This is a genomic window from Desulfosarcina variabilis str. Montpellier, assembly GCF_048565275.1.
Lineage (GTDB): Bacteria > Desulfobacterota > Desulfobacteria > Desulfobacterales > Desulfosarcinaceae > Desulfosarcina > Desulfosarcina variabilis.
On record NZ_CP159846.1, the window covers coordinates 9,572,769 to 9,594,679 of the forward strand.

Here is a 21,911-nt window from a genome sequence, read left to right on the forward strand (position 1 = left end):
CTATGGCCCGAATTTTAATTATCGATGACGATTCGAAAATATGCCTTTTTTTAAAAACCCTTCTTCATAAAATGGGGCATGAGACCTTCATGGCAAACCGGATCGACAAGGGGAAAAAACTAAGCCAAGCCAACAAATTCGATCTTGTGTTGCTGGATCTTGAACTTCCGGACGGTAACGGGCTGGATATCATGGCGGATCTTATCAACGCCCCTTATTCCCCTGAAGTGATTATCATAACCGGGACCGGGGACGTCAGGGGCGCGGAGATGGCATTCAAGTACGATGCCTGGGACTATGTTCAGAAGCCCTTCAATATGGATGAGGTGGCATTGCCCATAAAACGGGCACTGGCATACCGGAGAGAAAAATTATCGAGCCGCCAGCTGGTACCCCTGGTTCGGACTGGCATCGTTGGCGAATCAGCGGCCATTAGAAAGTGTCTGGAGGAAGTTGCCAATGCCGCATCAACGGATGCCAGCATCCTGATCACCGGAGAAACAGGGACCGGCAAAGAGCTCTTTTCAAGGGCGATTCATGAAAACAGCAGAAGAGTCTCCGGGCCGTTTATTGCTGTGGATTGTGGCGCACTTCCCGACACGTTGATCGAAAGCACCCTGTTTGGTCACGAAAAAGGCGCTTTTACCGGTGCCGCTGCCAGGCAGGATGGCCTTGTGGTCCAAGCCAATGGTGGGACACTGATGCTTGATGAAGTCGGCGACATGCCCCTATCCGTCCAAAAAACGTTTTTACGGACGCTTCAGGAAAGGAAAGTCCGACCCATCGGCGGAAAAAAGGAAATCGCAGTCGATATCCGGCTGGTGGCCGCGACCAACCTCGACCTTGATCAGATGGTTGAAAATAGCTTGTTCAGGGAAGATTTATTATACCGCATCCGGGCGATTGAAATTAAACTGCCGCCTTTACGGGAACGCGGGGAAGATATTAAAGAAATCGTTTATAAAAAAATCCATGAACTTTCTAATCATTACAACATTGAGGCCAAGGCCGTTTCACCGGATTTTATGGCCATGCTTACCAATCACGAATGGCCGGGCAATGTGCGCGAGCTGATCAACGTACTGGAACATTCATTGGCTTCAGCCGGTAAGGTCCCCACATTGGTACCCAAACATTTGCCACCTCAATACCGGCTTAAAAGTATTTCCTTCAAATCCCCTCAACAGGATAATGCCGCCACGTTGCCCGATGTCGCACTAAATAGTGAAAGCAATTTTCCAAAGCTGTATGATCTACGAGAGAAACTTGAAAAAGAGTACCTTACCGAGCTACTTGATCTGGCTAAGGGGGATCGTAAAAAAGCGTCTCGCCTGTCTGGTGTCTCTCAGTCCAGGCTGTATTCCCTGCTAAGGAAATACAATCTTCCTGGTTTTGGTTCCTGAAAAGCGATTTTTAAACCCATCGCGCTGCTACCGTTCTTCATTCCTGTAATGAGGAATGACTTGCGTTCCCGGATCCAGTAACACCTTCCAACAGCCCTCACTGCCACAACTCCGATATTACCTCAACCTTCAGAATTAATTAAAAAAAAATGAATTTGTTTTTTTGGCATTCTTTCTGCTGTCCATTTTCGCAATCAGTCAAATTGAAAACAGCAAATTCATTAGAAAGGCCTTAAAGGCGGATACAATGAAGCTTTTACTTTTCGGGGATACACCAACCGGACAGATCAGACGGCTCCAAAGCCTGGTAAACGATCATCTACCAGGTATCCAGACACAGACGATCATCTCATTTGAGCATTTATTACAGCATCTGCGCAAGCCGTTAAATCGAACCGAAGCAATCGTCATGTTTCTTTCGTCTCAGGAGGCAATCGGCCAAGCGCTTGGTTTGAAACCATTTTTGTATGATACCCGGCGGATTCTGGTGCTGCCCAACAACTACCAAACAACTTTTTCGATGGCCGTCCATTTAATTCCAAGTTTCATCACATACCCAGAGATGGGCTTGAACGATATTTTAGCTGTATTAGAGAGAATACTTATTAAAACTTAATATTTATCAAAACTACAGGGGGTAAAGAACAAAAAAAAGAGTCGCATAGGAAATATTAAGCACTGAGAACAGTTTTGCTGACTGAAGATTGAATAACTACTGATTTTGGAGGCGATAATGAAGTTCAATTTTATTAATAATTTGTCTATTTATAAAAAAATTGTGGGTGGCTTTCTGATCACCACCCTGATCACAGCAATCGTGGGCGGAATCGGCTACCGGATCATATCCAGCAACATGACAACCTTGGATGCTCTGGTCGCTGAAGATTTGCATTTCCTGGAAGATACAAACACCCTCAGCATCAAGGCCCTGGAGCATCGCCGATACGAAAAGGACTTTTTCCTCAACATCGGCAACCTGGAAAAGCAGAACGGCTATGTAGATCAGTTCAAAAAGGTCGCGATCGAAACATCCGAGAAAATAAAAATCTTAGCCGAAACTGTGGCAAAGGATGCCCACCTGTCCAAGGATGTTAAGACGGCAGTGAAAGATGTCTCCCTCGCCCACGAAAAGTACGTTGCCGGTTTTCTGAAACTGGTGGCCGAGGTGCAGGCCGATGATTCCGTCACCCCCCAAAAGGGCAACCAGCTGATGGGCCCGTTCAAAGACAGCATCTATGAATTAGAAGCCAATGTTAAAAAAATTGAGGAAGCGGCCGTAGAGATGATTGAATCATCGTCTCAAACCGCAATCGCCAAAGGAAACACCTCTCGCACCGTGATTCTGGTGCTGCTGGTCGTGGGTGTCGTAATAAGTGTTCTGCTGGGCATTTTAATTGCCCAAATGATCGTTGCTCCCATCCGAAAGGCTGCCACATTTGCCGAAACCATGGCCACCGGTGATTTTACGCACACCGTTGATGTCGATCATAATGACGAGATCGGTCGTTTTTTGAAATCCCTGAACAAGATGGGCATACAGCTCAAGAAAATGATCACCGAAGTGATTCAGGGGGTCGATACTCTGACGGCTTCTTCAACCGAGCTTTCCGCCATTTCCAACCAAATGTCTTCCAGTGCCGAAGAGACCGCGTCCAGATCCAACCAGGTGGCGGCGGCTGCGGAAGAAATGAGCACCAACATGAACAGCGTAGCGGCGGCATCCGAACAGGCCTCCACGAACGTCCAAATGGTGGCGTCGGCATCGGAGCAGATGAGCGCCACCATTAACGAGATCGCCGGCAATACGGAAAAGGGCCGCCTGATCACCGGGGAGGCTGTCGATCAGGCCAAAACCGTATCCATTCGGGTAGCCGAGCTCGGAAAGGCCGCCACGGTTGTGGGCAAAGTTACCGAAACCATCAATGAAATTTCTGAGCAGACGAATTTGCTGGCCCTCAACGCCACCATCGAGGCGGCCCGGGCTGGCGAGGCTGGCAAAGGATTCGCTGTCGTCGCCAACGAGATCAAGGAATTGGCCAAGCAGACCGCCGAAGCCACTCAGGACATCCGGCTTAAAATCGAGGGCATTCAGGGATCTACCAAAGATACGGTTACCGATATCAGCCGAATCGAGAAGGTGATAGCGGATATCAACGACATTGTCGCCACCATCGCCACGGCTGTCGAGGAACAGTCTACCGCGACGAATGAGATTACGCTCAGCGTCAATCAGGCGGCACAGGGGATTCAGGATGTGAATCAGAACGTGGCCGAAAGTTCCACGGTATCGGCAAGCATTGCCAAGGATGTGGTGGGAGTCCACCAGGCCGCCTCAGAAATTTCCAGCAGCAGCGAGCAGATCAATATCAGCGCCCAGGAACTGTCCAGGCTTTCAGAAAGCCTGAAGCGAATGGTGGGTCAGTTCAGAGCATAACACTAAATGCGGGCAGCGTGGACTTGCGTCCTTTATTTCTGCTGCCCATTTCAATTTCGGAGTGTCCGATTTGGGAGGCCGTCATGTTAGAAGAAGCTTTGAAGCTTTTGCATCCGAAACTTTTGACAATCCTCGACACTACACCCTCCAGCATCGCCATCTGGCTGGATACAAGAGGCCGCTGGAATGTTGAGGATTGTGAAGTCCTGTGGGCAAACAAACGAATGATCTCGATGCTGGGCCATGCGATGAATCGAGGAAGATTTACGCCCCACACCAAACAGACCCATCGCATAGGGCAGGCGATTCTGGACACGATAAAGCAGTGCTACGAAAACACGGGTTGTCATGATGGCTTCCATGGACCGTTTCCTATCGGTTCAGACGTTGAAGATGATAAAATAAAAAAAATGGAGATAAGTGCGATGCTGGCTGGCTTCATCGGCAACAGTCTACCGGTGCTTCTTCAGGTAATACATCAGAAAGCGAATGGGTGAGGAATGAAGACGAAACGTCAGCAGAACACTGTGCAGGCTTACCGTTCGAGAGCACCGGAAACAGATACGGAACCATCTATAGCGGCCTTCCAGAACAAATCAAGGAGAACAGATATGTCCGATATTGAAACAAGAATCAAAAAGCTTGAAAACATCAATCAATTATTGACCGAAAATATATTTGACGCCGTATGGGTGATCGATATTCAGACGCTGACATTCAAATACATCACCCCCTCCATTGAACGGCTCAGTGGTTATCGTGCAGATGAATACATCGGTATGGCGCTGAAAGAACGAATGCCAATAAAAGTTTATGAAGAATTGGTGAACGAACTGAACCAGTCGCTGCTGCAGTTGAAAAAGGTACCCAAACCTATTCATGCCATCGAAGTTGAGATGATCCATAAAAATGGAACGGTCTATTGGGTTGAAATATTTGCCAAACTGATAATGGAAAAGGATGAACCAATAAAGATTGTTGGGGTTAGTAGGGATATTACTGAGCGGAAAAAATTAGAGTTCGGCCAGGAAGAAATGATTCAGCGACTGAACGACGCTCTCATCGAGAAACAAAAGCTAACGATCGAAAACAAACTCCTACGCGAACTTCTGCCCATTTGTAGCGGGTGCAAACGTGTAAGGGACGAAAATGATAGATGGTGGCCCTTGGAAATATACGTTGAGTATCACACTAACTCAAAAATAACCCACACCATTTGTCCGGACTGTAAGGATATAATATACAAAGATTTTAGTAGATAACACGGTTACATTAGAGGGGTTGATAACCGCGATAGAAAAATGAAAATTTCAGCTTCAGCTTCAGCTTCCATGGTAACAAATTAGTGGATCTTTAAGTCACTTAAACGTCATTCTTTTGGAGAGTAAACATTGTTTTTAGAAGTACAATATTTTAAAATACAGCTTTGCGGATCGAGACAAAAAGAATCAGTGGTTCACTGCAGAGCGGCTGGAGTGATCTTTCTATTTTTATTATTGTTTCCAATATTTGTTTTGGCTGAAGAGCAAATACGTTTCGTTTACTATAACGATTATCGACCGCGTTCGTGGATTGAAAATGGTAAAGTTCGTGGCATCCTTGTTGATATTGTTGATGAGGCCGTCGGTACGCGGTTAGGTATTTCTGTTTGCCATTCTGGATATCCATGGAAGCGTGCTCAGCAAATGGTAAAAAATGGTCTGGCAGATGCCTTTGTCACGCTGCCAACGACGGAACGTCGCAGCTACACCGTTGTTGGGAAAGAACCAATTGTCGTATTTACACTTAACATTGCTACCAAACGAGATCATCCAAGGATGAATGATTTAGAAAAAATAGCAAACATCGATCAACTTAAAGACTATACAATCGCAGACTATCTTGGGAATGGATGGGCTCAACAGAATTTAATAAATATGAATGTCCAATGGCTTCCAAATATCGATAATATCATTCCCTTTTTAATTAACGGTCGGGCTGATATATCTATTGTATCCAAACGGACTATTTTTGAAATGCACCGGCAAGGATATGATTCTCAAATTAAAATTCTCCCTAATAACCTATCATCAATATCTTTTTATTTGTGTGTGGGCAAACATTCATTATACAAAGAAAAAATCAATGACATTGATAGCGTCCTTAGAGAAATGCGTAGAGATGGAATTATAGGCCAGATCGAAATGGAGTATTACAAATAAATTTATGCCCGCCAATTAGTTCTGGCTATCCCATAAAAACAGCTCTCACCTGCCCTTGGCATAGCTTGCCAATGTCTGTATTCGAGGCCTTAGATTGATAACCCCAATATGTTGGTGTCGACCATTTTGTCCTGAATTACAGATTTGCGAAAATAAGCTGAACTGCATTTCTTGTCACCGGAACTCATCAGATATAGGAAACGTTCCGTCTCAGAGTCAGTCAAAAACTTGTTTTCCCAGCTATCTACAGAAATGTCAGATCGTGTGGATTATTTGAGCGTATCATTATCAGCGGTTCTCGGTTGATTTGGTATTGGTATCTTTGCCGGCGATGAAGCTCCTTGCGCTTGGGATAAAATCGACAATCCTGCAATAATCAGAAAAAATAGTTTGGCACAACATGTTGTATATGAATTCCTTTTTCTGGCGATTTCACTCATTCCTGGTATACGGCCATATGCCCCTATGTTTGGCTTTTAATGCAGTACGCTTTGGTAACCACTCTATTTCGGATCCCTTTGAATTGGTTAAGAAATCATCGCGCTCTTGTCTAAACTGGTAATTATTGCAGAACTGGTTGAGATGATTCGGGACAGTTATGGATAGATGCTTTATATTATTCCTTTTGTCCACCTTTCTTTTTCCCCGAAAGATAGGTCTTGGCAAAATAAAAAAAAACAGGCTAAATTGTTAACAATCGCCAACGGACTTAATTTTTTCCTGTGAAGACAAATGAAAAAGGTTCTGTTTCTTTTTTCGATTCTGATCCTGCTTTGCTGGGGGGGATGGAATGTGACATCTGCCGCTGCTATTAAAGATGTCAAACCGGTTTCATCGGCCAATGAAGTGCCAAAACATCCTGTCTACGATCCAATAAGAGTCGGCTATTTTTCTGCTCCGCCCCATGTGTTTCTGGATGAAAGAACCCGCAAGTTGAAAGGTGCGATTTATGAATTGCTGGAAAACCATATCTCTCCCGAGATTGGCGTTAAATTCCAATGGGACAACAATCCGACCACTATTCCCAGACAGTTGCAGACCTTGAAATCCCAAAAAAAATATATCGCATGCCTGCTATTGTTGGTGCCTGAGAGGCTTACATATTCCCTTTTTTCCAAGGAACCCTATTTTTACGGGACGTCGGTGATAGTGGTCCATAAAAGCAATCCCTTAAAAGAAGTTAAAAATGCAAGTGACATCAGCCATATGGTTTTCGGCTACTCGCAAAATGCCCATATTACCCCCTTCATGAGGGACCCAGCCATTAGGCTCGACAATGTTGGAAATTCCAACTATCATGAAATAAACATGAAAAAACTCCTCGCACATCGCATCGACGGGATATATGGTCCAGGTAAAGCCTCTACTTTATTGTTTTTAAAAAAACATGGGTTGACCGATGAATTCCGGTTGATCGATCTTCCCGAAAAACCATCCCCTTTTCACGTTGTTTTTTCAAAAAAACTCAAGGAAGAGGTTGAGGAATTTGATCGTGCTTTTGAAAAGCTGGGTGGTAGAAAGTTTTATTTGGAAATTTTGAATAACTACATCGATGTTTCGAAACTCAGGCAAAATACCTATGGAAACTGAATCAGAACAAAATCAGGACGAAGAAAAGGGGTATATCCATGATAAATGAAACGCGAACCAATCTTGAAAACCAATTAAAAGGGAGAGCTGAGACTGATAATGAATCATTCGCAAGCTTTTGAGATGCGCAAGTCTTTTGATTATTGATCCCGGACGCCAGATTCGAATTAATAAAACATCATTAATCCTACATCCTGTGGTCGAACTTTTTGCCTGAAGCACAGATTATCGTAACTAATCTGACTTGGATTTCAGAAATCGAATTTTGAAGATAGGTACAGGGTCTATGGAATCCGTAGACAGCCTCAACTTCTTGGGATTATTCAAGCTTATCAAAAGCCATCAAGGCTATTGTTCAAGTAGCGTAGCTGAATAGTTTTCGCAATTATTTTAAAAACATATCGAAGTGTTTTAATTGATCCACCCAGATTCATAGTGAAACATCTGTCGTCTCAAACCCGGCTGGCCGGATCGGCGATGATCTCGGCCAGGGTCCGGATGCCGACGTCAATTTTCTCACTCCAGGGGTAGCCGCAGCTGATGCGGATAAAATTGTTGTAGCGGTCGGTAGTGGAGCAGATGGCACCGGGGAAGATGGAGATCTTTCTTTCGCGCGCCGCATGAAAAACTTTCAGACAGTCTACCCGCCGGTTCAGCTCCACCCATAGGGTCAGCCCCCCCGCCGGGGCCGTGATACGGGTGTCTTCGGGAAAATAGCGGGCGATGGCCAGGGCCATGTTGGTGATCTGGTTCTTGAGGGCCGTGCGCAGGCGACGCAGGTGGCGATCAAAAGAGCCGTCTTTTAAGAACTGGGCCACCACCTCCTGGTTGAGGGTGGGAGAGGAAATATTGCCATCCATTTTCAGGCGTCTGAGCCGGTCCGCATAGCGTCCAGGCAGGGTCCAGCCCACCCGCAGCCCCGGTGAGAGGGTTTTCGAAAAGGAACCGCAGTGAAGCACCAGCCCTTTACGATCATAGGATTTGAGGGTCGAGGGCCGCTGCCGGCCAAAGTACAGTTCACCGTGAATGTTGTCTTCGATGATGGGAATTTTCTTCTCGGCCATCATCGCCACCAGGGCCTTTTTGTTTTTGTCGGGCATCACAAATCCCAGCGGGTTGTGAAAATTGGGCACCAGCAAACAGGCGGAGACATCATTTTTTTTGAGCGTCTTTTTCAGCTGATCCAGATCGATGCCGGTCTGGGGATCGGTGGGCATCTCCAGGGCAAATTTGTTCTGATCCTCGATGATCTGCAAAAACCAGGGGTAGGTGGGCGATTCCACCACCACGGTATCACCGGCATCGCCAATGGCACGCAAACACAGATTGACCGCCTCGATGCAGCCACCGGTGATGACCATTTCATCCATCATGCTCTGCCTGGCCTGGCCGACCATGCGTTTGGCGATCTGACGTTTCAGCTCGGCATTGCCATAAGGGTCTTCATAGCGCATCAGACTGCGCTTCATCGCTTCCATGGACAGAGCCCGCAGCGTTCGGGCCAATTGCTTGAAGGGCAGCAGTTCGGCCATGACCGTGGATCCGCCCAGTTGGAGAAAATCCGGGTTGGTCATATCATCGATAATGGCATAGGCCAGGGTGTTTACCGTGACCTTTTTGGGCTGGGGTTTCAGCTTCTGGGCCTCGGGTGGAGGCAGGATCCGTCCCAGCAGCGGCTGGACATAGTAGCCGGATTTTTGGCGTGGTTCCACCACACCGCGTTTTTCCAGCTCGATATAAGCCTGGTAGACAGTCGTCATGCTGAGCCCCGTCTGATCCTGGAGTTTGCGTAAAGACGGCATCTTCTCACCCGCCCGATACACCCCATCCCGAATTTTACCTTCCAGATCATCGGCCAGGCGAGCATACCTGAACCCGGAAACTGAACTTGCCGGCATTGTCCCCCTCCATCTGCTATCTATAATTAATCAAAAAACTGTATCTGTTATTTATTAGCCGAATTGCTACAGTTAGGCAACAACGATGATGAATGAGGTGGGATATGAAAAAAGGTTCGAAAAACAGCAGCATGGCGTGGCTGCGGCTTTGCTTCTTACTATCACCCGAGGATTCATCCGGAGGCAGTATTCACCTGCCGCCATGGGTAACCCCCTGTTGCCTGTGGATCAAAACCGCGTTGTGGGTGGTGGTGAGCATTGCGGCGGCTGTTTTAATCGGCCAGCTATAAGGGATATAAAGGGCACGGCGCGCCGTGCCCCTACATGGTTTGACCTTCCTACGGTTGCTTAAGATCAATAATCTCCATGCGATTATTACGGTGGGGATACTTCTCCGATGGACCCTCGGTAAGAATTACGATGTCGCCGGATTCCCCCTGATCGGCCAGCCACGTGTTGATCCACTCCCGCCAGACACCGGGATGATCCGGCTCGAACACCGGCAGCACCCCGTAAGAAAATACCAGTTCCTGGCAGGTTTTTCGCTTGGAGCTGACCGCAGCAACCCACACCGGCAGGCGAAAGCGGGTGATGCGCCGGGCCGTGGTGCCACTGCGCGTGGGCGTGATGATGGCAACCGGCTGGATGCATTTCAATGACTCGGCCACACTGGATGCAATCACCTCGGAAAATGCGACCGGGCAGGCATCGGAAGTAAACGCCCGGTTTTCACCGCGGGCGTAAAGGGGACGGTTGGGCTCGATATCGGTGGCGATCTCGCGCAACATGGAGACCGCATCCAGGGGATATTCACCCACCGCGGACTCGCCCGAGAGCATCACGCAATCGGTGCCGTCCAGAATGGCATTGGCCACGTCCGTGGCCTCGGCCCGCGTGGGCAGCCGGTTGGTGGTCATGGATTCGAGCATCTGCGTGGCAGTGATGATCGGTTTGCCCAACCGATTGGCCAGGTCCATGATTTTCTTCTGCACTGCGGGAATCTTGGCGATGGGGATTTCCACCCCCAAATCACCCCGGGCCACCATGATGCCGTCGGTAACCGCTAAAATGCTGGCCAGATTTTCCACAGCCCGCGAGCGTTCGATCTTGGCGATGATAAACGGGTCAAAGCCTTTTTGTTGGGCCGCGTCCCGGACCGCCTGAATATCGGCGGCGCTTTCCACAAAAGACTGGCTGACCGCATCCACGCCGTTTGCCAGGGCGAACTCCATGCAGCGCCGGTCATGGTCGGTAAAGGCTGAAATGCCCAGATCCACATCGGGAATGTTGAGACCTTTGCGCGAGCGAATCGCACCCCCCACCACCACCTCGCAGTGCACCTGGGGCGGTTCAACACGCAACACCTTGAGCTGAATGAAGCCATCGTTGATGTAGATCCGATCACCGACGCCGACCACATCGGGCAGCTTCTCGAAATTGACACTGATGCGCGCGGTGGTGCCATCCACGGTTTCCGTAGTCAAGGTCACCGGGTTGCCGCTTCTCAGATAAATCGGCTCGTTGGCCAGCTCGCCGATGCGAATCTTGGGGCCCGGCAGATCGGCCATGATCGCCACCGGCCGGCCCACGCGCCGGGCGGCTTCACGGATGGTTTCGATATCCTTGGCATGGCCGCTAAACTCACCGTGGGAGAAGTTCAGCCGGGCGATGTTCATTCCCGCCCGAATCAACTGTTCCAGAACCGCCATTGAACTCGAGGCCGGCCCGATGGTACAGACAATCTTGGTTTTGTTGGCAGGAAACATGGAAGCAATCCTTTCTTTTGCTAAGAGCCTGTTTAGTGTGTATCCACAAGCACAATCTGCAGATCCATCACATTGGTGCGTGTCGGTCCGGTGACGAGAAGATCACCCATTTGTTCAAAAAACCAGTATGAGTCATTATTGGCCAGATAAGCCTCCGGCTTAATACCAATGGCTCTCGCCCGTGCGACCGTGGAACCGTCGGCAAAAGCACCGGCTGCATCAGTGGGGCCATCGGTTCCATCCGTGCCGGCGGACAACAGCAGGGTGCGCTGGACACCGTCCAGTTCCATGGCCGCGGCCAGCGCCAGCTCCATGTTGCGGCCGCCCAAGCCGTTTCCCTTCAGGGTCACGGTGGTTTCCCCGCCGGAAAGCAGACAAGCGGGCACGGCAACCGGCCGATTGAAACGGTCTACTTCCTTGGCCACGGCGCAAAGGACCTTGGCCACATCCGTGGCCTCTCCCTGGATCATGGATGTGAGCACCAGTGGGTTGAACCCCCGCTTGCGGGCCTGGCTTTCGGCGGCCAGCAGGGCCTCGGAAATACTACCGATGATAAAATTCTCGACACGGTCGAAAACAGGATCACCGGGCTTGGGGGTTTCTGCAATCTCTTTTTGTGCACCCCGAAAGAGAAGGTCGGCGACCACCGGCGGAATCTTCTTCTTTAATTCAAAACGCTCGATCAACGCCAGTGCGTCGGCAAAAGTACTCGGATCCGGTGCCGTGGCGCCAGAGGCGATGACATCCAAATTGTCGCCGATCACGTCCGAAAGAATCAAGGAGACCACGGCAGCGCCATTGGCCTGCTCGCACAGCCGTCCCCCCTTGACGCGGGAAAGGTGTTTGCGAACGGCGTTGATTTCATGAATGGTCGCCCCGCATCCCAGCAGCAGCTCGGTCACCGCCTGCTTGTCGGCCAGGCGGATGCCTGGAGCAGGGGCCGGGGTAAGCGCTGACCCGCCACCGGAAATCAGGCAGAGCACCAGATCCTTTGGACCCGCCGTGGCCACCAGATCGAGCATCGCGGCCGTGGCCTTGACGCCGTTTTCATCGGGGACCGGATGGGCTGCCTCCATGACCTGAATGTGTTGTAAAGGCACGGCATGACCGTATTTGGTGATCACCAAGCCATGGTCGATACGATCGCCAAGCACCGCTTCCACGGCCCGGGCCATGGCCGCCGAGGCCTTGCCTGCGCCGATGACGAAAACGCGGCCAATCGTATCCAGCGGATAGGCTGTTTCCCCGACGCGCAGGTGGTTATCGGTGAGGCTTAGGTAACGATCAACACACCTTTCCGGGTCCACGGCCTGGAGACCGGCATTGAAAATTACGGCGGCCATCTGTTTAAGTCGATGGTAATCAGAAACAGTATTCATCATCGCTATTTTGTAACGTATGCAAGACCAAACTGTCAAAGCAAAGGCGTTGCCCAGGAATTTAAAACAGCGGCCAGAAAAGACGTGTCCAGCCATTTACGTTGAACCACCAGGGCAATCACATTTGGATCACTTTGATAATCCAAATCGGGATGGCTATCGAGAAGAAACGATACATGGACATACATGCCTGACGGTCGCTGACTTTCAATTAATAAACAAGGGAACACTGTATATGTTTTCGATACCGAGGAACCTGACTTACATGTGATTGCTCTGGCTGAGACACACCGGCAAGTTGACAAAAAAACCTGCATATGGTCTTTTTTATGAACAACAGCCAGTATATTTATCCTATTTAATCCCAATATTGCAAAAGTCGGAGGGCAACAGAGTCAAGGCGCCAAGGGTGAAGGCTGTAGCCGTCTACCGCAATCCCTTGGCAACGCCGGATCTGGTGGCCTCCGGCTTTCCCGACTCGCCAGGGCGTAGCTATGCGAAGCCTGGAGGAGAAAGAAGATAGAGAAAAATTCGCCCTATCATGGAATGCACCGGAGGTTGAATCTAAAAATGACAGATAGATGTTTCTCATAGAAGGTGGACATGGCAATTGGCGATTTTTCTCAATCTTTTTTATGCAATGTTAGGGTTAATTCACCCTGCACCATAACCGTTGAGGAGGAATACCCCATGAAAAGATTCCAACGTGTTGCCTTGTACTTAGGCATTCTGACGGCGCTGGCCAGCCTGGTGGTTGCTGGTTGTGCCGGCCCCAAGCCGAAACCCGGCGAGGTGTTTCCGTGTACCGCCGACAGCAAAATTGAAAAAAGCATCGCACCGGAAGCCGAGCTGGTCGATTTTTCCTGCATGATGAAAACCTGGGAGGGAAGCGACACCCTGCACTTCAACCTGGCCTTGAAAAACGTCAGTGACCGTCCCCAGCGCTTTAAGGTCAACATTTTCCTGGACAACGGCAAAGCCGTGGGCGGCTTGATTCCGCAAAAGACCAAGGATGGGCTGGTTGGGCCCGGACAAACGGCCAGTTTCGTATATCCGGTCGGCAACATGGCGTGTCCCCCCAAATCGATTGAACTGATGATTAAAACCATCCGCGAATAGATCCAGTCACCCAAACAGGAGGGTTAGGATATGAAACGAATCGGTATTGCAGCATTGTTGATCACCATAACGGCCCTGATCATGGCACCTTGTGCCACGGCCAGAACCACATTTGTCAGCATCGGCACCGGAGGCACCGGAGGAATCTACTACCCTTACGGCGGCGGGGTGGCTGAAATCTGGTCCAAGCATGTCAAAGGCGTCAAGGCGGTGGCCGAAGTCACTGGAGCGAGTGTTGAAAACGTTAAACTGGCGCACAAAGGCGAAACTGTTATTGGCGAGGTCATGGGTGATGTGGCGGTGGCCGGTTACAATGGAACCGGAAAATTCAAGGGCAAGAAAAACGACATTCTCTCCATGGCCATCATGTATCCCAACCTGCTGCAGGTGGTGGCCCTTAAGAGCAGCGGCATCACCGACATCGAACAGGTCAAAGGCCGTAACATCAGCACGGGCAGCCCGGGCAGCGGCACCAATTTCATGGCCGAGGTGGTACTCAAAGCCCTGGGCATCAGTCCGGACAGCTACAAGGACAGCCGCCTCTCCTTTACCGAAAGCGCCAACGCCCTGCGCGACGGCACCATCGACGTGGGCATCTGGTCGGTGGGGCCGGGCACCAGCTCGATTCTGGATCTGGCCACGACCCACGATATCACCATGCTCGGCTTCACACCCCAGCAAACGCAAAAAATCCTGGCGTCCAATGCGACCTATTCGGCCGTGGAACTGGACGGTGGTGTCTACCGCGGCGTCGACCAGCCCGTTGCCACCATCGGTGTGTGGAATGTGATGATCTGCCAGGCATCGTTGGATACGGATCTGGTTTACCGGTTGGCCAAGGCCCTGTTCGAGCACAATGACTACCTGAAAAAAATCCATCCCTCGGCCACCTATACCACGCCGGAGAACGCCGTCAAATACTCGCAGATTCCCCTGCACCCGGGAACCATCAAGTACCTGGAGGAAAAGGGCATCACTGTTCCGGACAAGCTGCGGCCCTGATTTTATATGGCCTTGAACCGGTTTACGCGCACCGTCTTTGTGGCCTTTTTGGTGGCGCTGCTGATCATTGGCAGCGCCATGCAGTTTTCAGGCGAGTTGGAACTTCGTGTGACACCGGTTGACGATGACGGCCCGCTCTTGGTGCTGCCCCTCAAGCCGGGTGAGCCTTTTACCCTGCATTATTATCACTCGGTGGAAAACGCCCCGATCTGGGAGGTGCACACGCTGGATGCAACCGGACGCATTTTTATCGAGGAAGAACGCTATCTCAAGTTCGGGGCGGGCATGGGCAAAATGCCCGGGGTGGGCCGCATGGTCAACCGCGGCCCATTTGAAGCCATCGTGGACATGCACATGCCCACCGGTGATTTTGTGCTGCGCATCGGCAGTCCGGGGGTGGATCATACGGTGATCTGGCGCGGAACGCGCACCAACCTGAGCGCCATGGCGCCCCATCGGGCGGTTCAATTTTCCGGCCGGCCGGTTTCATGGGCCCATGCCTTGTGGCGGCGGATTGCTGCTCACCCGGCAACGCCGGATTGATGGATCCGGTTTTTCGGTAAGCGCCACCTGACATCGGTTGCATCATGGTAGCCTCATCTAAGTGGTCAACGGGACAGTGTTAAGTGTTAAGTTTAAAGTATTAAGAAAATGTATCTTATCGATTTTTAAAAAGGTAGTTATGGCAACAACGGATTCCGATACATTGGCAACTGGCAACGCGACCCTTATCATCCTGACACCCCGCATCGTCACCGTGGTGGCCATTTGCCTCAGCCTTTACCAATTGTACACCGCCGGTATCGCCGCCCTCACGGCGCTGGTGCAGCGGTCCATTCACCTGGGCGCCATCCTGGTGTTGACCTTTCTGCTCAAGCCGCCCTTTGACCGTGCCCGCAAGGACCGGCTGAGCCTTTGGGTCGTCATGGACTGGATCCTGGTGGCCGCATCGATCTACTGCACCGCTTACATCTGCATCAACCTGACCGCCATTTTCGAGCGACAGGGCGACTGGCTGGCCGCTGACCGCATCGTGAGTATCGTCGGCACCATTCTGGTCCTCGAGGCCTGTCGCCGGGTGATCGGTGTCATCATGACCGGGATCTGCCTTCTGGCCATGATCTATGCCTATTTTGGCCCGTATATGCCCGAACTGATCATTCATAAGGGCTATTCGATCGAACGTATTGCCACCACCCTGTGGCTGACCACCGAAGGCATCTTCGGTCTTCCCATCGGCGTGGCGGCAACCTTTGTATTTGTGTTTGTGCTGTTCGGCGCGTTTTTGGAAACCACCGGCGGCGGAGCCTTTTTCATCGAGCTGGCCTATGCCCTCACCGGCCGCTATGCCGGCGGACCGGCCAAAACCTCGGTCGTGGCCTCGGGGTTCATGGGCTCGGTATCCGGTTCGGCCGTGGGCAATGTGGTGGCCACCGGCTCCTTCACCATTCCCATGATGAAAAAAGTCGGCTACCGCCCCCATGTGGCCGGCGCCATCGAGGCCGCGGCATCCACCGGCGGCCAGCTCATGCCCCCGATCATGGGGGCCGGCGCCTTTCTAATGGCCGAATTCACCAACACCAGCTACCTGACCATCATCAAGGCCGCCCTGGTGCCGGCCATCATGTATTACACCACCGTGCTGTTCTTCGTTCATTACGAGGCCAAAAAATATGGCCTCATGGGCCAGCCCAAGGAGAACCTGCCCAAGATCGGCAAGGTCATTCGGGAAGGCCTGCACTTTATCATTCCGGTCATTATTCTCATTTACGTTTTAGTGAACAATTATTCTCCCATGATGGCCGGTTTCGTGGCCGTGGTCAGCACCCTGGCCGCCAGCCTGGCAGCCAACACCATCCGCTGGCGCATGGTCCCTTCCCATGGAGACCAGGCGCGCGCATCGGCCGTGGCCTTTGCCGCCGGAGAATTTAAAGGAATTCTCACGGCGTTGGAAACAGGTGCCAAAAACGCCATCATGGTGTCGGTGGCCTGTGCCGCGGCAGGCATTATCGTGGGCATGGTGACCCTCACCGGCATGGGGCTCAAATTCTCCAGCCTGGTGCTGGACCTCAGTTTCGGCATCGAGGTCCTGGCCATTCTGCTTATCGGCGCCGCATCCCTGGTATTGGGCATGGGGCTGCCGGTCACGGCCAGCTATATTGTCCTGGCGACCCTGGCCGGACCGGCCCTTTTGGACATGGGCGTGCCGCTGATGGTTACCCATATGATCGTTTTCTGGTATTCCCAGGACGCCAACGTGACTCCGCCGGTAAGCCTGGCCAGTTTTGCCGGTGCCGGCGTGGCCGGGGCCAACCCCATGCGCACGGCCTTTACCTCCTGGAAACTGGCCAAGGGCCTGTACATCATCCCCATTGTCATGGCCTATCGTCCGCTTTTGGGCATGGGAGACAGCTATGAGCTGCTGCACTGGCAGGTGGGCTGGACCATACTGGTCACCATGCTGGGACTGATCGCCTTTGCCTCGGCCATCGAACGCTATCTTATCCGCAGCGCCTCCTGGATCGAAACCGTGCTGTTCTGGCTGGCCGCAGCCGGCTTGTTCTGGCCGTCCTACTGGACCGACAGCGTGGGCCTGGTAGCCTTCGTCCTGGCAATCATGCTTCAGAAATGGGGCCGGCACGGCGCCTGATCCCTTTTGTCAACCGCCAGTTCCGCCATGATACGCTTGATTTTAAGTTTATCTTAATTTATTGCGTAGTTTTAATCTGATAAAAACATCGCCGACCGGTTTGAATCATACCAACGAAAAGGGGGCTATCAATGGGCGGATTGTTTGGGGTGGTATCAACCAAGGATTGCGTTGCCGATCTTTATTACGGCACGGACTACCATTCCCATCTGGGCACCCGTCGCGGCGGGATGGCGGTTTGCAATGAAACGGGTATCCAACGGGCCATCCACAACATCGAAAACAGCTATTTCCGAACCAAATTCGAAATCGAGCTGAACCGGTTCAACGGCCACTACGGCATCGGCGTGATCAGCGACACCGATCCCCAGCCTCTGATCGTGGGGTCCCACCTGGGAACCTTCGGCATCGTCACCGTCGGCAAGATCAACAACCAACAAACCCTGATCCAGCGGGCATTTGCCCGCAAAAGTTATTTTTCCGACACCACCGCCGGGGATGCTAATCCCACTGAAGTGGTGGCCATGTTGATCTGTGAAGCCGACAATTACGTGGACGGAATCAAAAACGCTCAGGCAGCCATTGAAGGGTCCTGCTCCCTGCTGCTCTTAACCGATACGGGCATCTATGCCGCCCGGGATCGCCTGGGCCGCACCCCATTGACCATCGGATGCCAAAAAGGCGCCTATGCGGTCAGCTCCGAGACTTGTGCTTTTCCCAACCTGGGATACGAAGTGGACCGCTGTTTAGGCGCCGGTGAAATCATTCACATGACGCCCGATGGCTGGGAGCAGGTAAGCCCGCCTGGCGACCGCATGCAGGTTTGCTCGTTTCTTTGGGTCTATTACGGCTACCCGGCCTCGGAATACGAGGGTATCAATGTCGAGGATGTACGCAACCGCTGCGGTGCGGCGCTGGCCGATCGCGACGATATCAATGTGGATTTCGTGGGCGGTATACCGGACTCGGGCATCGGCCATGGCCTTGGCTACGCCAACCGGCGGCAACTCCCCTACCGGCGGCCGTTCGTAAAATACACGCCCACCTGGCCTCGCAGCTTCATGCCCCAAAATCAGACCATGCGCGATCTCGTGGCCCACATGAAACTCATCCCGGTCCGGCAGCTGATCGAAGACCAGCGCATCCTCTTTTGCGAAGACTCCATCGTCCGTGGCACCCAACTTCGAGACAACGTCCAGATTCTTTTTGATTACGGCGCCCAGGAGGTCCACATGCGCCCGGCTTGCCCCTGCCTGATTTATCCTTGCGAATTTCTAAACTTTTCGACATCCCGTTCAACCCTGGACCTGGCGGGTCGTAAAGCGATCCAGGACCTGGAAGGAACCGAAGACAGAGACCTTGCGTCATATGCCATCGCCGGTTCGGAAAAAAATCTGGCCATGATCGACCGGATTCGCGAGCAACTGCATCTGACGACGCTGAAATACCAGCGCCTGGAGGATCTGGTGACGGCCATTGGCCTGCCCAAGGCGCAGTTGTGTACGCACTGCTGGGATGGCAGCAGCTATAGTTGTTGAACGCGTAAAAGCAGGATGATTGGACCCAACGGACATGTTTGGTATTGAGCAGTTCCTCTAATGCGAAAGGGGCCGTTCATGGAAAAAGCGATAATGCTTTTTTGTGTCGTCTCTCTTGTTTTTTCGGCGGCAGTTGAAAATCTCTCTATCACAGCTGATGGTGCTTCGCATAGGGTAAGTTCTTCCAACAAACGTGTAGGCGGCCTTGATTGCATCTCATCAATATTAAACGCTGCCATTCCATAAAATCTAAAAGCACTAAATCGATATCGGTGCCTTTGCGCCGGACCGTTGCCACGGCAGCCTCGCCGCTGTTCACGGCAAGAACCATATATCCCAGGCGCATTAACAATTCTTTACTGATGTCGATGATCATTTCTTCATCATCAACGATGAGAATTTTTGGTGATCGAGACATTTTATTTCTGGGTAAGCTCCATGAGCGTGTTGGTTAATATGGACAAGCCCCGGTTGAGAGGGCTTGCCCAAAAATAAGACGGAAATTACGATTCCAGTCCAGTTCGTTGCCAAAACAGATCCAAGATCCCGTCCCTGGATGTTTTATTAGTCTATTGTCAGACTTATATCATCACACAAAATATCATTATAATGTCATTTTCCCTGACCACTACACCGAATAGTGAAATGTGCGGGTTGACTAATTATACCGATTGGTATATTCAGGTCTCATGAAAACCGCCTCGACCTCCAGATCCGAACAGACCCGTCGATTCATCATTGAAACCGCAGCTCCCATCTTCAACAAAAAGGGCTATGCGGGCACATCCATGTCCGATTTAACCACCGCCACCGGCTTAACCAAAGGCAGTATCTACGGTAATTTCAAGGACAAAAACGATGTGGCCATCCACGCCTTCAGGCACAACATCGAGCTGATCTTCGACTTTTTTTCAAAGGAGTTGAAAACGGCCGACACGGCCATGCAAAAGCTGCTGGCCTACCCGCGAGGGTTTCGCAAAATCCACCCGATGGTGCTTGCCTACGGAGGCTGTCCCATCGTCAACACCGCCGTGGAGGCCGATGACACCCACCCCACCTTGAGAAAAATGTCCATGGATGTGCTGAACCGCTGGAAGTCGGGAATGGTTTCACTGATCGAGCAAGGCATCGTCGAAGGCGTCATCAAGTCCACGGTGGATGCGGCGAACACAGCTGAAATACTCATCGCCCTGATGGAGGGGGGCATCTTGCTGTCCAAGGTCACCGGTGAAGAATCCTATTTTCTGAACACCATCGATACCGCCGAGAAGATGATCATGGACCTTAGACGGCAGCAATGACGACCAACAATACCAATCGGTATATTTGATTCATTTTACAGGAGAACCGCATGAGCGACATCTACAAGCAACTGGCAACCTTTCTGGACCACCTGCCCGCTGGATTTCCGAGCACGGAAAGCGGTGTTGAACTTAGGATTCTGAAGCGCCTCTTTACCCCCCAGGAGGCCGAGGTGGCCATGACCCTGACCATGATCCCCGAGCTGGATGATGCCATTGCCCGGCGCACCGGCAGGGATGCGGCGGAATTGAGCCCCCTCCTCGAGTCCATGGCCAGCAAAGGACTGATCTTCCGGATTTCCAAAAGGGACCGCAACCTGTACAGCGCGGCCCAGTTTGTGATTGGCATCTGGGAATATCATCTCAACAGCCTGGACGAAGGGCTGGTGCGTGACGTCAATGAATACATGCCCACCCTGCTCAAAAAAGGCTGGTTGGAAACAAAGACCAAACAATTGCGCGTGGTGCCGGTTTCCAAGAGCGTCTCCGCAGAAATGGCGGTTACCCCTTACGAAGCGGCCGAGGAGATTATAAACGCTCAGAAAAAAATCGTGGTCTCCCCCTGCATCTGCCGCAAGGAGCAAAAACTGATCGGCAAAGGCTGCGACAAACCCATGGAAACCTGCCTGTGCTTCGGGGCTGCAGCCTATTTTTATGAGAAAAACGGACTGGGCCGTTCAATCGACAAAGCCGAAGCACTTTCCATTCTCAAGGCCGGCGTCGAGGCCGGCCTGGTGCTGCAACCGGGCAACCAGCAAAAACCCACCAACATTTGTATGTGCTGCGGTTGCTGCTGCGGGATTCTCAAAAATTTGAAAACCCTGGACAAGCCGGCCCAGGTGGTGCACACCAACTATTTTGCCCAAGTGGATGAAGAGGCCTGCATCGCCTGCGAAGCCTGTGCCGAGCGATGCCAGATGGACGCCATCCGCATCGAGGAGGCTGCCCGTATCGATCTGGACAAGTGTATCGGTTGCGGATTGTGCGTGACCGACTGTCCCACCGAGGCGATTCAAATGGTGCAAAAAGCACCCGAAGACCAGTATGAGCCCCCGAAAAACACGGTTGAAACCTATGTAAAGATCGCCCAGGAGCGGGGGCTGATGTAATTGTGTCGACCGACTGACCCAAACCACGAACCGCGATCCATTTGCCGCCACACCGCTGCATCGTTATGTGCTCTACCGGGTGGAAGCGCTTGATGAATAACAATCAAATCGAGGTGATGATGAAATTTTTTAAACGTCTGCTTGGTATTTGTGAGACTCCACTGCCCGCCGATTCCGACGCCTGGGCTGTGCAGGATGGAAACGTTCGCATCAATCTTTCCCGAATGAACGAGTTGAAAAACCCGGGCAGCGGGGTGCGCCTGGAAGGCAAGGGACTGGACCCCCGGCTGCTTGTTTTCCACGGTGACGACGGCCAGTACCATGCCGTGGCCAATCGCTGCACCCACATGGGCCGCCGCATCGATCCCATCGCCGGTGGTAGTGTGATCCAGTGCTGCAGTGTTTCCAAATCCACGTTCACCTATGACGGCCGGCCGGTGGGCGGGGCTGCCCAAAGGCCGCTTAAAACCTATGGCATCAGCCAAGATCAGGAAACCTTGACCATTAAACTTGACGAATAA

20 protein-coding genes are annotated in these 21,911 nt (G+C 51.6%); 16 read left to right on the forward strand and 4 right to left on the reverse strand.

Translation table 11 applies throughout. From position 1 onward, the window contains the following. The first annotated feature begins 2 nt into the window (after window positions 1-2). From Dvar_RS42970 to Dvar_RS43000, 7 genes are all read left to right on the forward strand, one after another. Entirely contained in the window at window positions 3-1,403 is a 1,401-nt protein-coding gene (locus tag Dvar_RS42970) for a sigma-54-dependent transcriptional regulator (RefSeq protein ID WP_419659612.1), read from the forward strand. Between the two features lie 247 nt (window positions 1,404-1,650). After that, a complete protein-coding gene (locus Dvar_RS42975) occupies window positions 1,651-2,019 on the forward strand; it encodes a hypothetical protein (protein ID WP_419659613.1) in 369 nt (122 codons plus the stop codon). Between the two features lie 117 nt (window positions 2,020-2,136). After that, on the forward strand, window positions 2,137-3,837 hold the full coding sequence (locus Dvar_RS42980) for a methyl-accepting chemotaxis protein (protein ID WP_419659614.1): 1,701 nt from the start codon (window positions 2,137-2,139) through the stop codon (window positions 3,835-3,837). A gap of 83 nt (window positions 3,838-3,920) precedes the next feature. Continuing rightward, window positions 3,921-4,334: a hypothetical protein gene (locus tag Dvar_RS42985; RefSeq protein ID WP_419659615.1), complete on the forward strand. Its 414-nt coding sequence runs from the start codon at window positions 3,921-3,923 to the stop codon at window positions 4,332-4,334. 114 nt (window positions 4,335-4,448) lie between these two features. Next, window positions 4,449-5,099 (forward strand): PAS domain S-box protein, encoded by a 651-nt coding sequence (locus Dvar_RS42990; protein WP_419659616.1) that lies wholly within the window; start codon window positions 4,449-4,451, stop codon window positions 5,097-5,099. A 129-nt stretch (window positions 5,100-5,228) separates the two neighbouring features. Then, on the forward strand, window positions 5,229-6,038 hold the full coding sequence (locus tag Dvar_RS42995; protein ID WP_419659617.1) for a substrate-binding periplasmic protein: 810 nt from the start codon (window positions 5,229-5,231) through the stop codon (window positions 6,036-6,038). Window positions 6,039-6,830: 792 nt separating this feature from the next. Then, window positions 6,831-7,628 carry a substrate-binding periplasmic protein gene (locus Dvar_RS43000; protein WP_419659618.1) on the forward strand — a complete coding sequence of 266 codons (798 nt, stop codon included), beginning with the start codon at window positions 6,831-6,833 and terminating at the stop codon, window positions 7,626-7,628. 452 nt (window positions 7,629-8,080) lie between these two features. Here the strand turns inward: Dvar_RS43000 and Dvar_RS43005 are convergent, their stop codons facing one another. Then, complete coding sequence (locus Dvar_RS43005) at window positions 8,081-9,526, reverse strand: PLP-dependent aminotransferase family protein (protein ID WP_419659619.1); 1,446 nt, start codon at window positions 9,524-9,526, stop codon at window positions 8,081-8,083. A 104-nt stretch (window positions 9,527-9,630) separates the two neighbouring features. Here Dvar_RS43005 and Dvar_RS43010 point away from each other — a divergent pair, with 104 nt between their 5' ends. Continuing rightward, window positions 9,631-9,816 (forward strand): hypothetical protein, encoded by a 186-nt coding sequence (locus Dvar_RS43010; protein WP_419659620.1) that lies wholly within the window; start codon window positions 9,631-9,633, stop codon window positions 9,814-9,816. 48 nt (window positions 9,817-9,864) lie between these two features. Here the strand turns inward: Dvar_RS43010 and pyk are convergent, their stop codons facing one another. Both pyk and Dvar_RS43020 read right to left on the reverse strand, forming a co-directional pair. Continuing rightward, window positions 9,865-11,292, reverse strand: a complete 1,428-nt coding sequence (pyk, locus tag Dvar_RS43015; RefSeq protein ID WP_419659621.1) for a pyruvate kinase — start codon at window positions 11,290-11,292, stop codon at window positions 9,865-9,867. A gap of 32 nt (window positions 11,293-11,324) precedes the next feature. Continuing rightward, window positions 11,325-12,674, reverse strand: a complete 1,350-nt coding sequence (locus Dvar_RS43020) for a glycerate kinase type-2 family protein (RefSeq protein WP_419659622.1) — start codon at window positions 12,672-12,674, stop codon at window positions 11,325-11,327. A 687-nt stretch (window positions 12,675-13,361) separates the two neighbouring features. Here Dvar_RS43020 and Dvar_RS43025 point away from each other — a divergent pair. The 5 genes from Dvar_RS43025 to Dvar_RS43045 all read left to right on the forward strand — a co-directional run bounded on the left by Dvar_RS43025 (window position 13,362) and on the right by Dvar_RS43045 (window position 18,980). Next, entirely contained in the window at window positions 13,362-13,790 is a 429-nt protein-coding gene (locus Dvar_RS43025) for a hypothetical protein (RefSeq protein ID WP_419659623.1), read from the forward strand. Between the two features lie 30 nt (window positions 13,791-13,820). Continuing rightward, entirely contained in the window at window positions 13,821-14,792 is a 972-nt protein-coding gene (locus tag Dvar_RS43030; RefSeq protein WP_419659624.1) for a TAXI family TRAP transporter solute-binding subunit, read from the forward strand. 6 nt (window positions 14,793-14,798) lie between these two features. Further along, entirely contained in the window at window positions 14,799-15,335 is a 537-nt protein-coding gene (locus Dvar_RS43035; RefSeq protein WP_419659625.1) for a DUF1850 domain-containing protein, read from the forward strand. A 139-nt stretch (window positions 15,336-15,474) separates the two neighbouring features. Beyond that, the gene (locus tag Dvar_RS43040) at window positions 15,475-17,442 is read left to right on the forward strand and encodes a TRAP transporter permease (protein WP_419659626.1); all 1,968 of its coding nucleotides are present in this window, start codon (window positions 15,475-15,477) and stop codon (window positions 17,440-17,442) included. A 131-nt stretch (window positions 17,443-17,573) separates the two neighbouring features. Next, entirely contained in the window at window positions 17,574-18,980 is a 1,407-nt protein-coding gene (locus Dvar_RS43045; RefSeq protein WP_419659627.1) for an amidophosphoribosyltransferase, read from the forward strand. A gap of 148 nt (window positions 18,981-19,128) precedes the next feature. On the opposite strand, the gene Dvar_RS43050 is transcribed toward Dvar_RS43045, so the two are convergent. After that, entirely contained in the window at window positions 19,129-19,398 is a 270-nt protein-coding gene (locus Dvar_RS43050; protein ID WP_419659628.1) for a response regulator, read from the reverse strand. Between the two features lie 271 nt (window positions 19,399-19,669). Between Dvar_RS43050 and Dvar_RS43055 the strand changes: the two genes are divergently transcribed. The 3 genes from Dvar_RS43055 to Dvar_RS43065 all read left to right on the forward strand — a co-directional run bounded on the left by Dvar_RS43055 (window position 19,670) and on the right by Dvar_RS43065 (window position 21,911). Beyond that, window positions 19,670-20,281, forward strand: a complete 612-nt coding sequence (locus Dvar_RS43055) for a TetR/AcrR family transcriptional regulator (protein WP_419659629.1) — start codon at window positions 19,670-19,672, stop codon at window positions 20,279-20,281. A 50-nt stretch (window positions 20,282-20,331) separates the two neighbouring features. Then, window positions 20,332-21,390, forward strand: coding sequence for a DUF362 domain-containing protein (locus tag Dvar_RS43060; protein ID WP_419659630.1), 1,059 nt, complete (start codon window positions 20,332-20,334; stop codon window positions 21,388-21,390). Between the two features lie 92 nt (window positions 21,391-21,482). Next, the gene (locus Dvar_RS43065) at window positions 21,483-21,911 is read left to right on the forward strand and encodes a ubiquinol-cytochrome c reductase iron-sulfur subunit (protein ID WP_419659631.1); all 429 of its coding nucleotides are present in this window, start codon (window positions 21,483-21,485) and stop codon (window positions 21,909-21,911) included.

What these genes read in the sequence shown, in the direction of transcription:
- Dvar_RS43020 (WP_419659622.1), bottom strand. Translation starts at nt 12,674, where the DNA reads ATGATGAATACTGTTTCTGATTACCATCGACTTAAACAGATGGCCGCC.
- Dvar_RS43010 (WP_419659620.1), top strand. Translation starts at nt 9,631, where the DNA reads ATGAAAAAAGGTTCGAAAAACAGCAGCATGGCGTGGCTGCGGCTTTGC.
- Dvar_RS43035 (WP_419659625.1), top strand. Translation starts at nt 14,799, where the DNA reads ATGGCCTTGAACCGGTTTACGCGCACCGTCTTTGTGGCCTTTTTGGTG.
- Dvar_RS43040 (WP_419659626.1), top strand. Translation starts at nt 15,475, where the DNA reads ATGGCAACAACGGATTCCGATACATTGGCAACTGGCAACGCGACCCTT.
- Dvar_RS43030 (WP_419659624.1), top strand. Translation starts at nt 13,821, where the DNA reads ATGAAACGAATCGGTATTGCAGCATTGTTGATCACCATAACGGCCCTG.
- Dvar_RS42975 (WP_419659613.1), top strand. Translation starts at nt 1,651, where the DNA reads ATGAAGCTTTTACTTTTCGGGGATACACCAACCGGACAGATCAGACGG.
- Dvar_RS43025 (WP_419659623.1), top strand. Translation starts at nt 13,362, where the DNA reads ATGAAAAGATTCCAACGTGTTGCCTTGTACTTAGGCATTCTGACGGCG.
- Dvar_RS42990 (WP_419659616.1), top strand. Translation starts at nt 4,449, where the DNA reads ATGTCCGATATTGAAACAAGAATCAAAAAGCTTGAAAACATCAATCAA.
- Dvar_RS42970 (WP_419659612.1), top strand. Translation starts at nt 3, where the DNA reads ATGGCCCGAATTTTAATTATCGATGACGATTCGAAAATATGCCTTTTT.
- Dvar_RS42985 (WP_419659615.1), top strand. Translation starts at nt 3,921, where the DNA reads ATGTTAGAAGAAGCTTTGAAGCTTTTGCATCCGAAACTTTTGACAATC.
- Dvar_RS43045 (WP_419659627.1), top strand. Translation starts at nt 17,574, where the DNA reads ATGGGCGGATTGTTTGGGGTGGTATCAACCAAGGATTGCGTTGCCGAT.
- Dvar_RS43065 (WP_419659631.1), top strand. Translation starts at nt 21,483, where the DNA reads ATGAATAACAATCAAATCGAGGTGATGATGAAATTTTTTAAACGTCTG.
- Dvar_RS43005 (WP_419659619.1), bottom strand. Translation starts at nt 9,526, where the DNA reads ATGCCGGCAAGTTCAGTTTCCGGGTTCAGGTATGCTCGCCTGGCCGAT.
- Dvar_RS43060 (WP_419659630.1), top strand. Translation starts at nt 20,332, where the DNA reads ATGAGCGACATCTACAAGCAACTGGCAACCTTTCTGGACCACCTGCCC.
- Dvar_RS43055 (WP_419659629.1), top strand. Translation starts at nt 19,670, where the DNA reads ATGAAAACCGCCTCGACCTCCAGATCCGAACAGACCCGTCGATTCATC.
- pyk (WP_419659621.1), bottom strand. Translation starts at nt 11,292, where the DNA reads ATGTTTCCTGCCAACAAAACCAAGATTGTCTGTACCATCGGGCCGGCC.
- Dvar_RS42980 (WP_419659614.1), top strand. Translation starts at nt 2,137, where the DNA reads ATGAAGTTCAATTTTATTAATAATTTGTCTATTTATAAAAAAATTGTG.
- Dvar_RS43050 (WP_419659628.1), bottom strand. Translation starts at nt 19,398, where the DNA reads ATGTCTCGATCACCAAAAATTCTCATCGTTGATGATGAAGAAATGATC.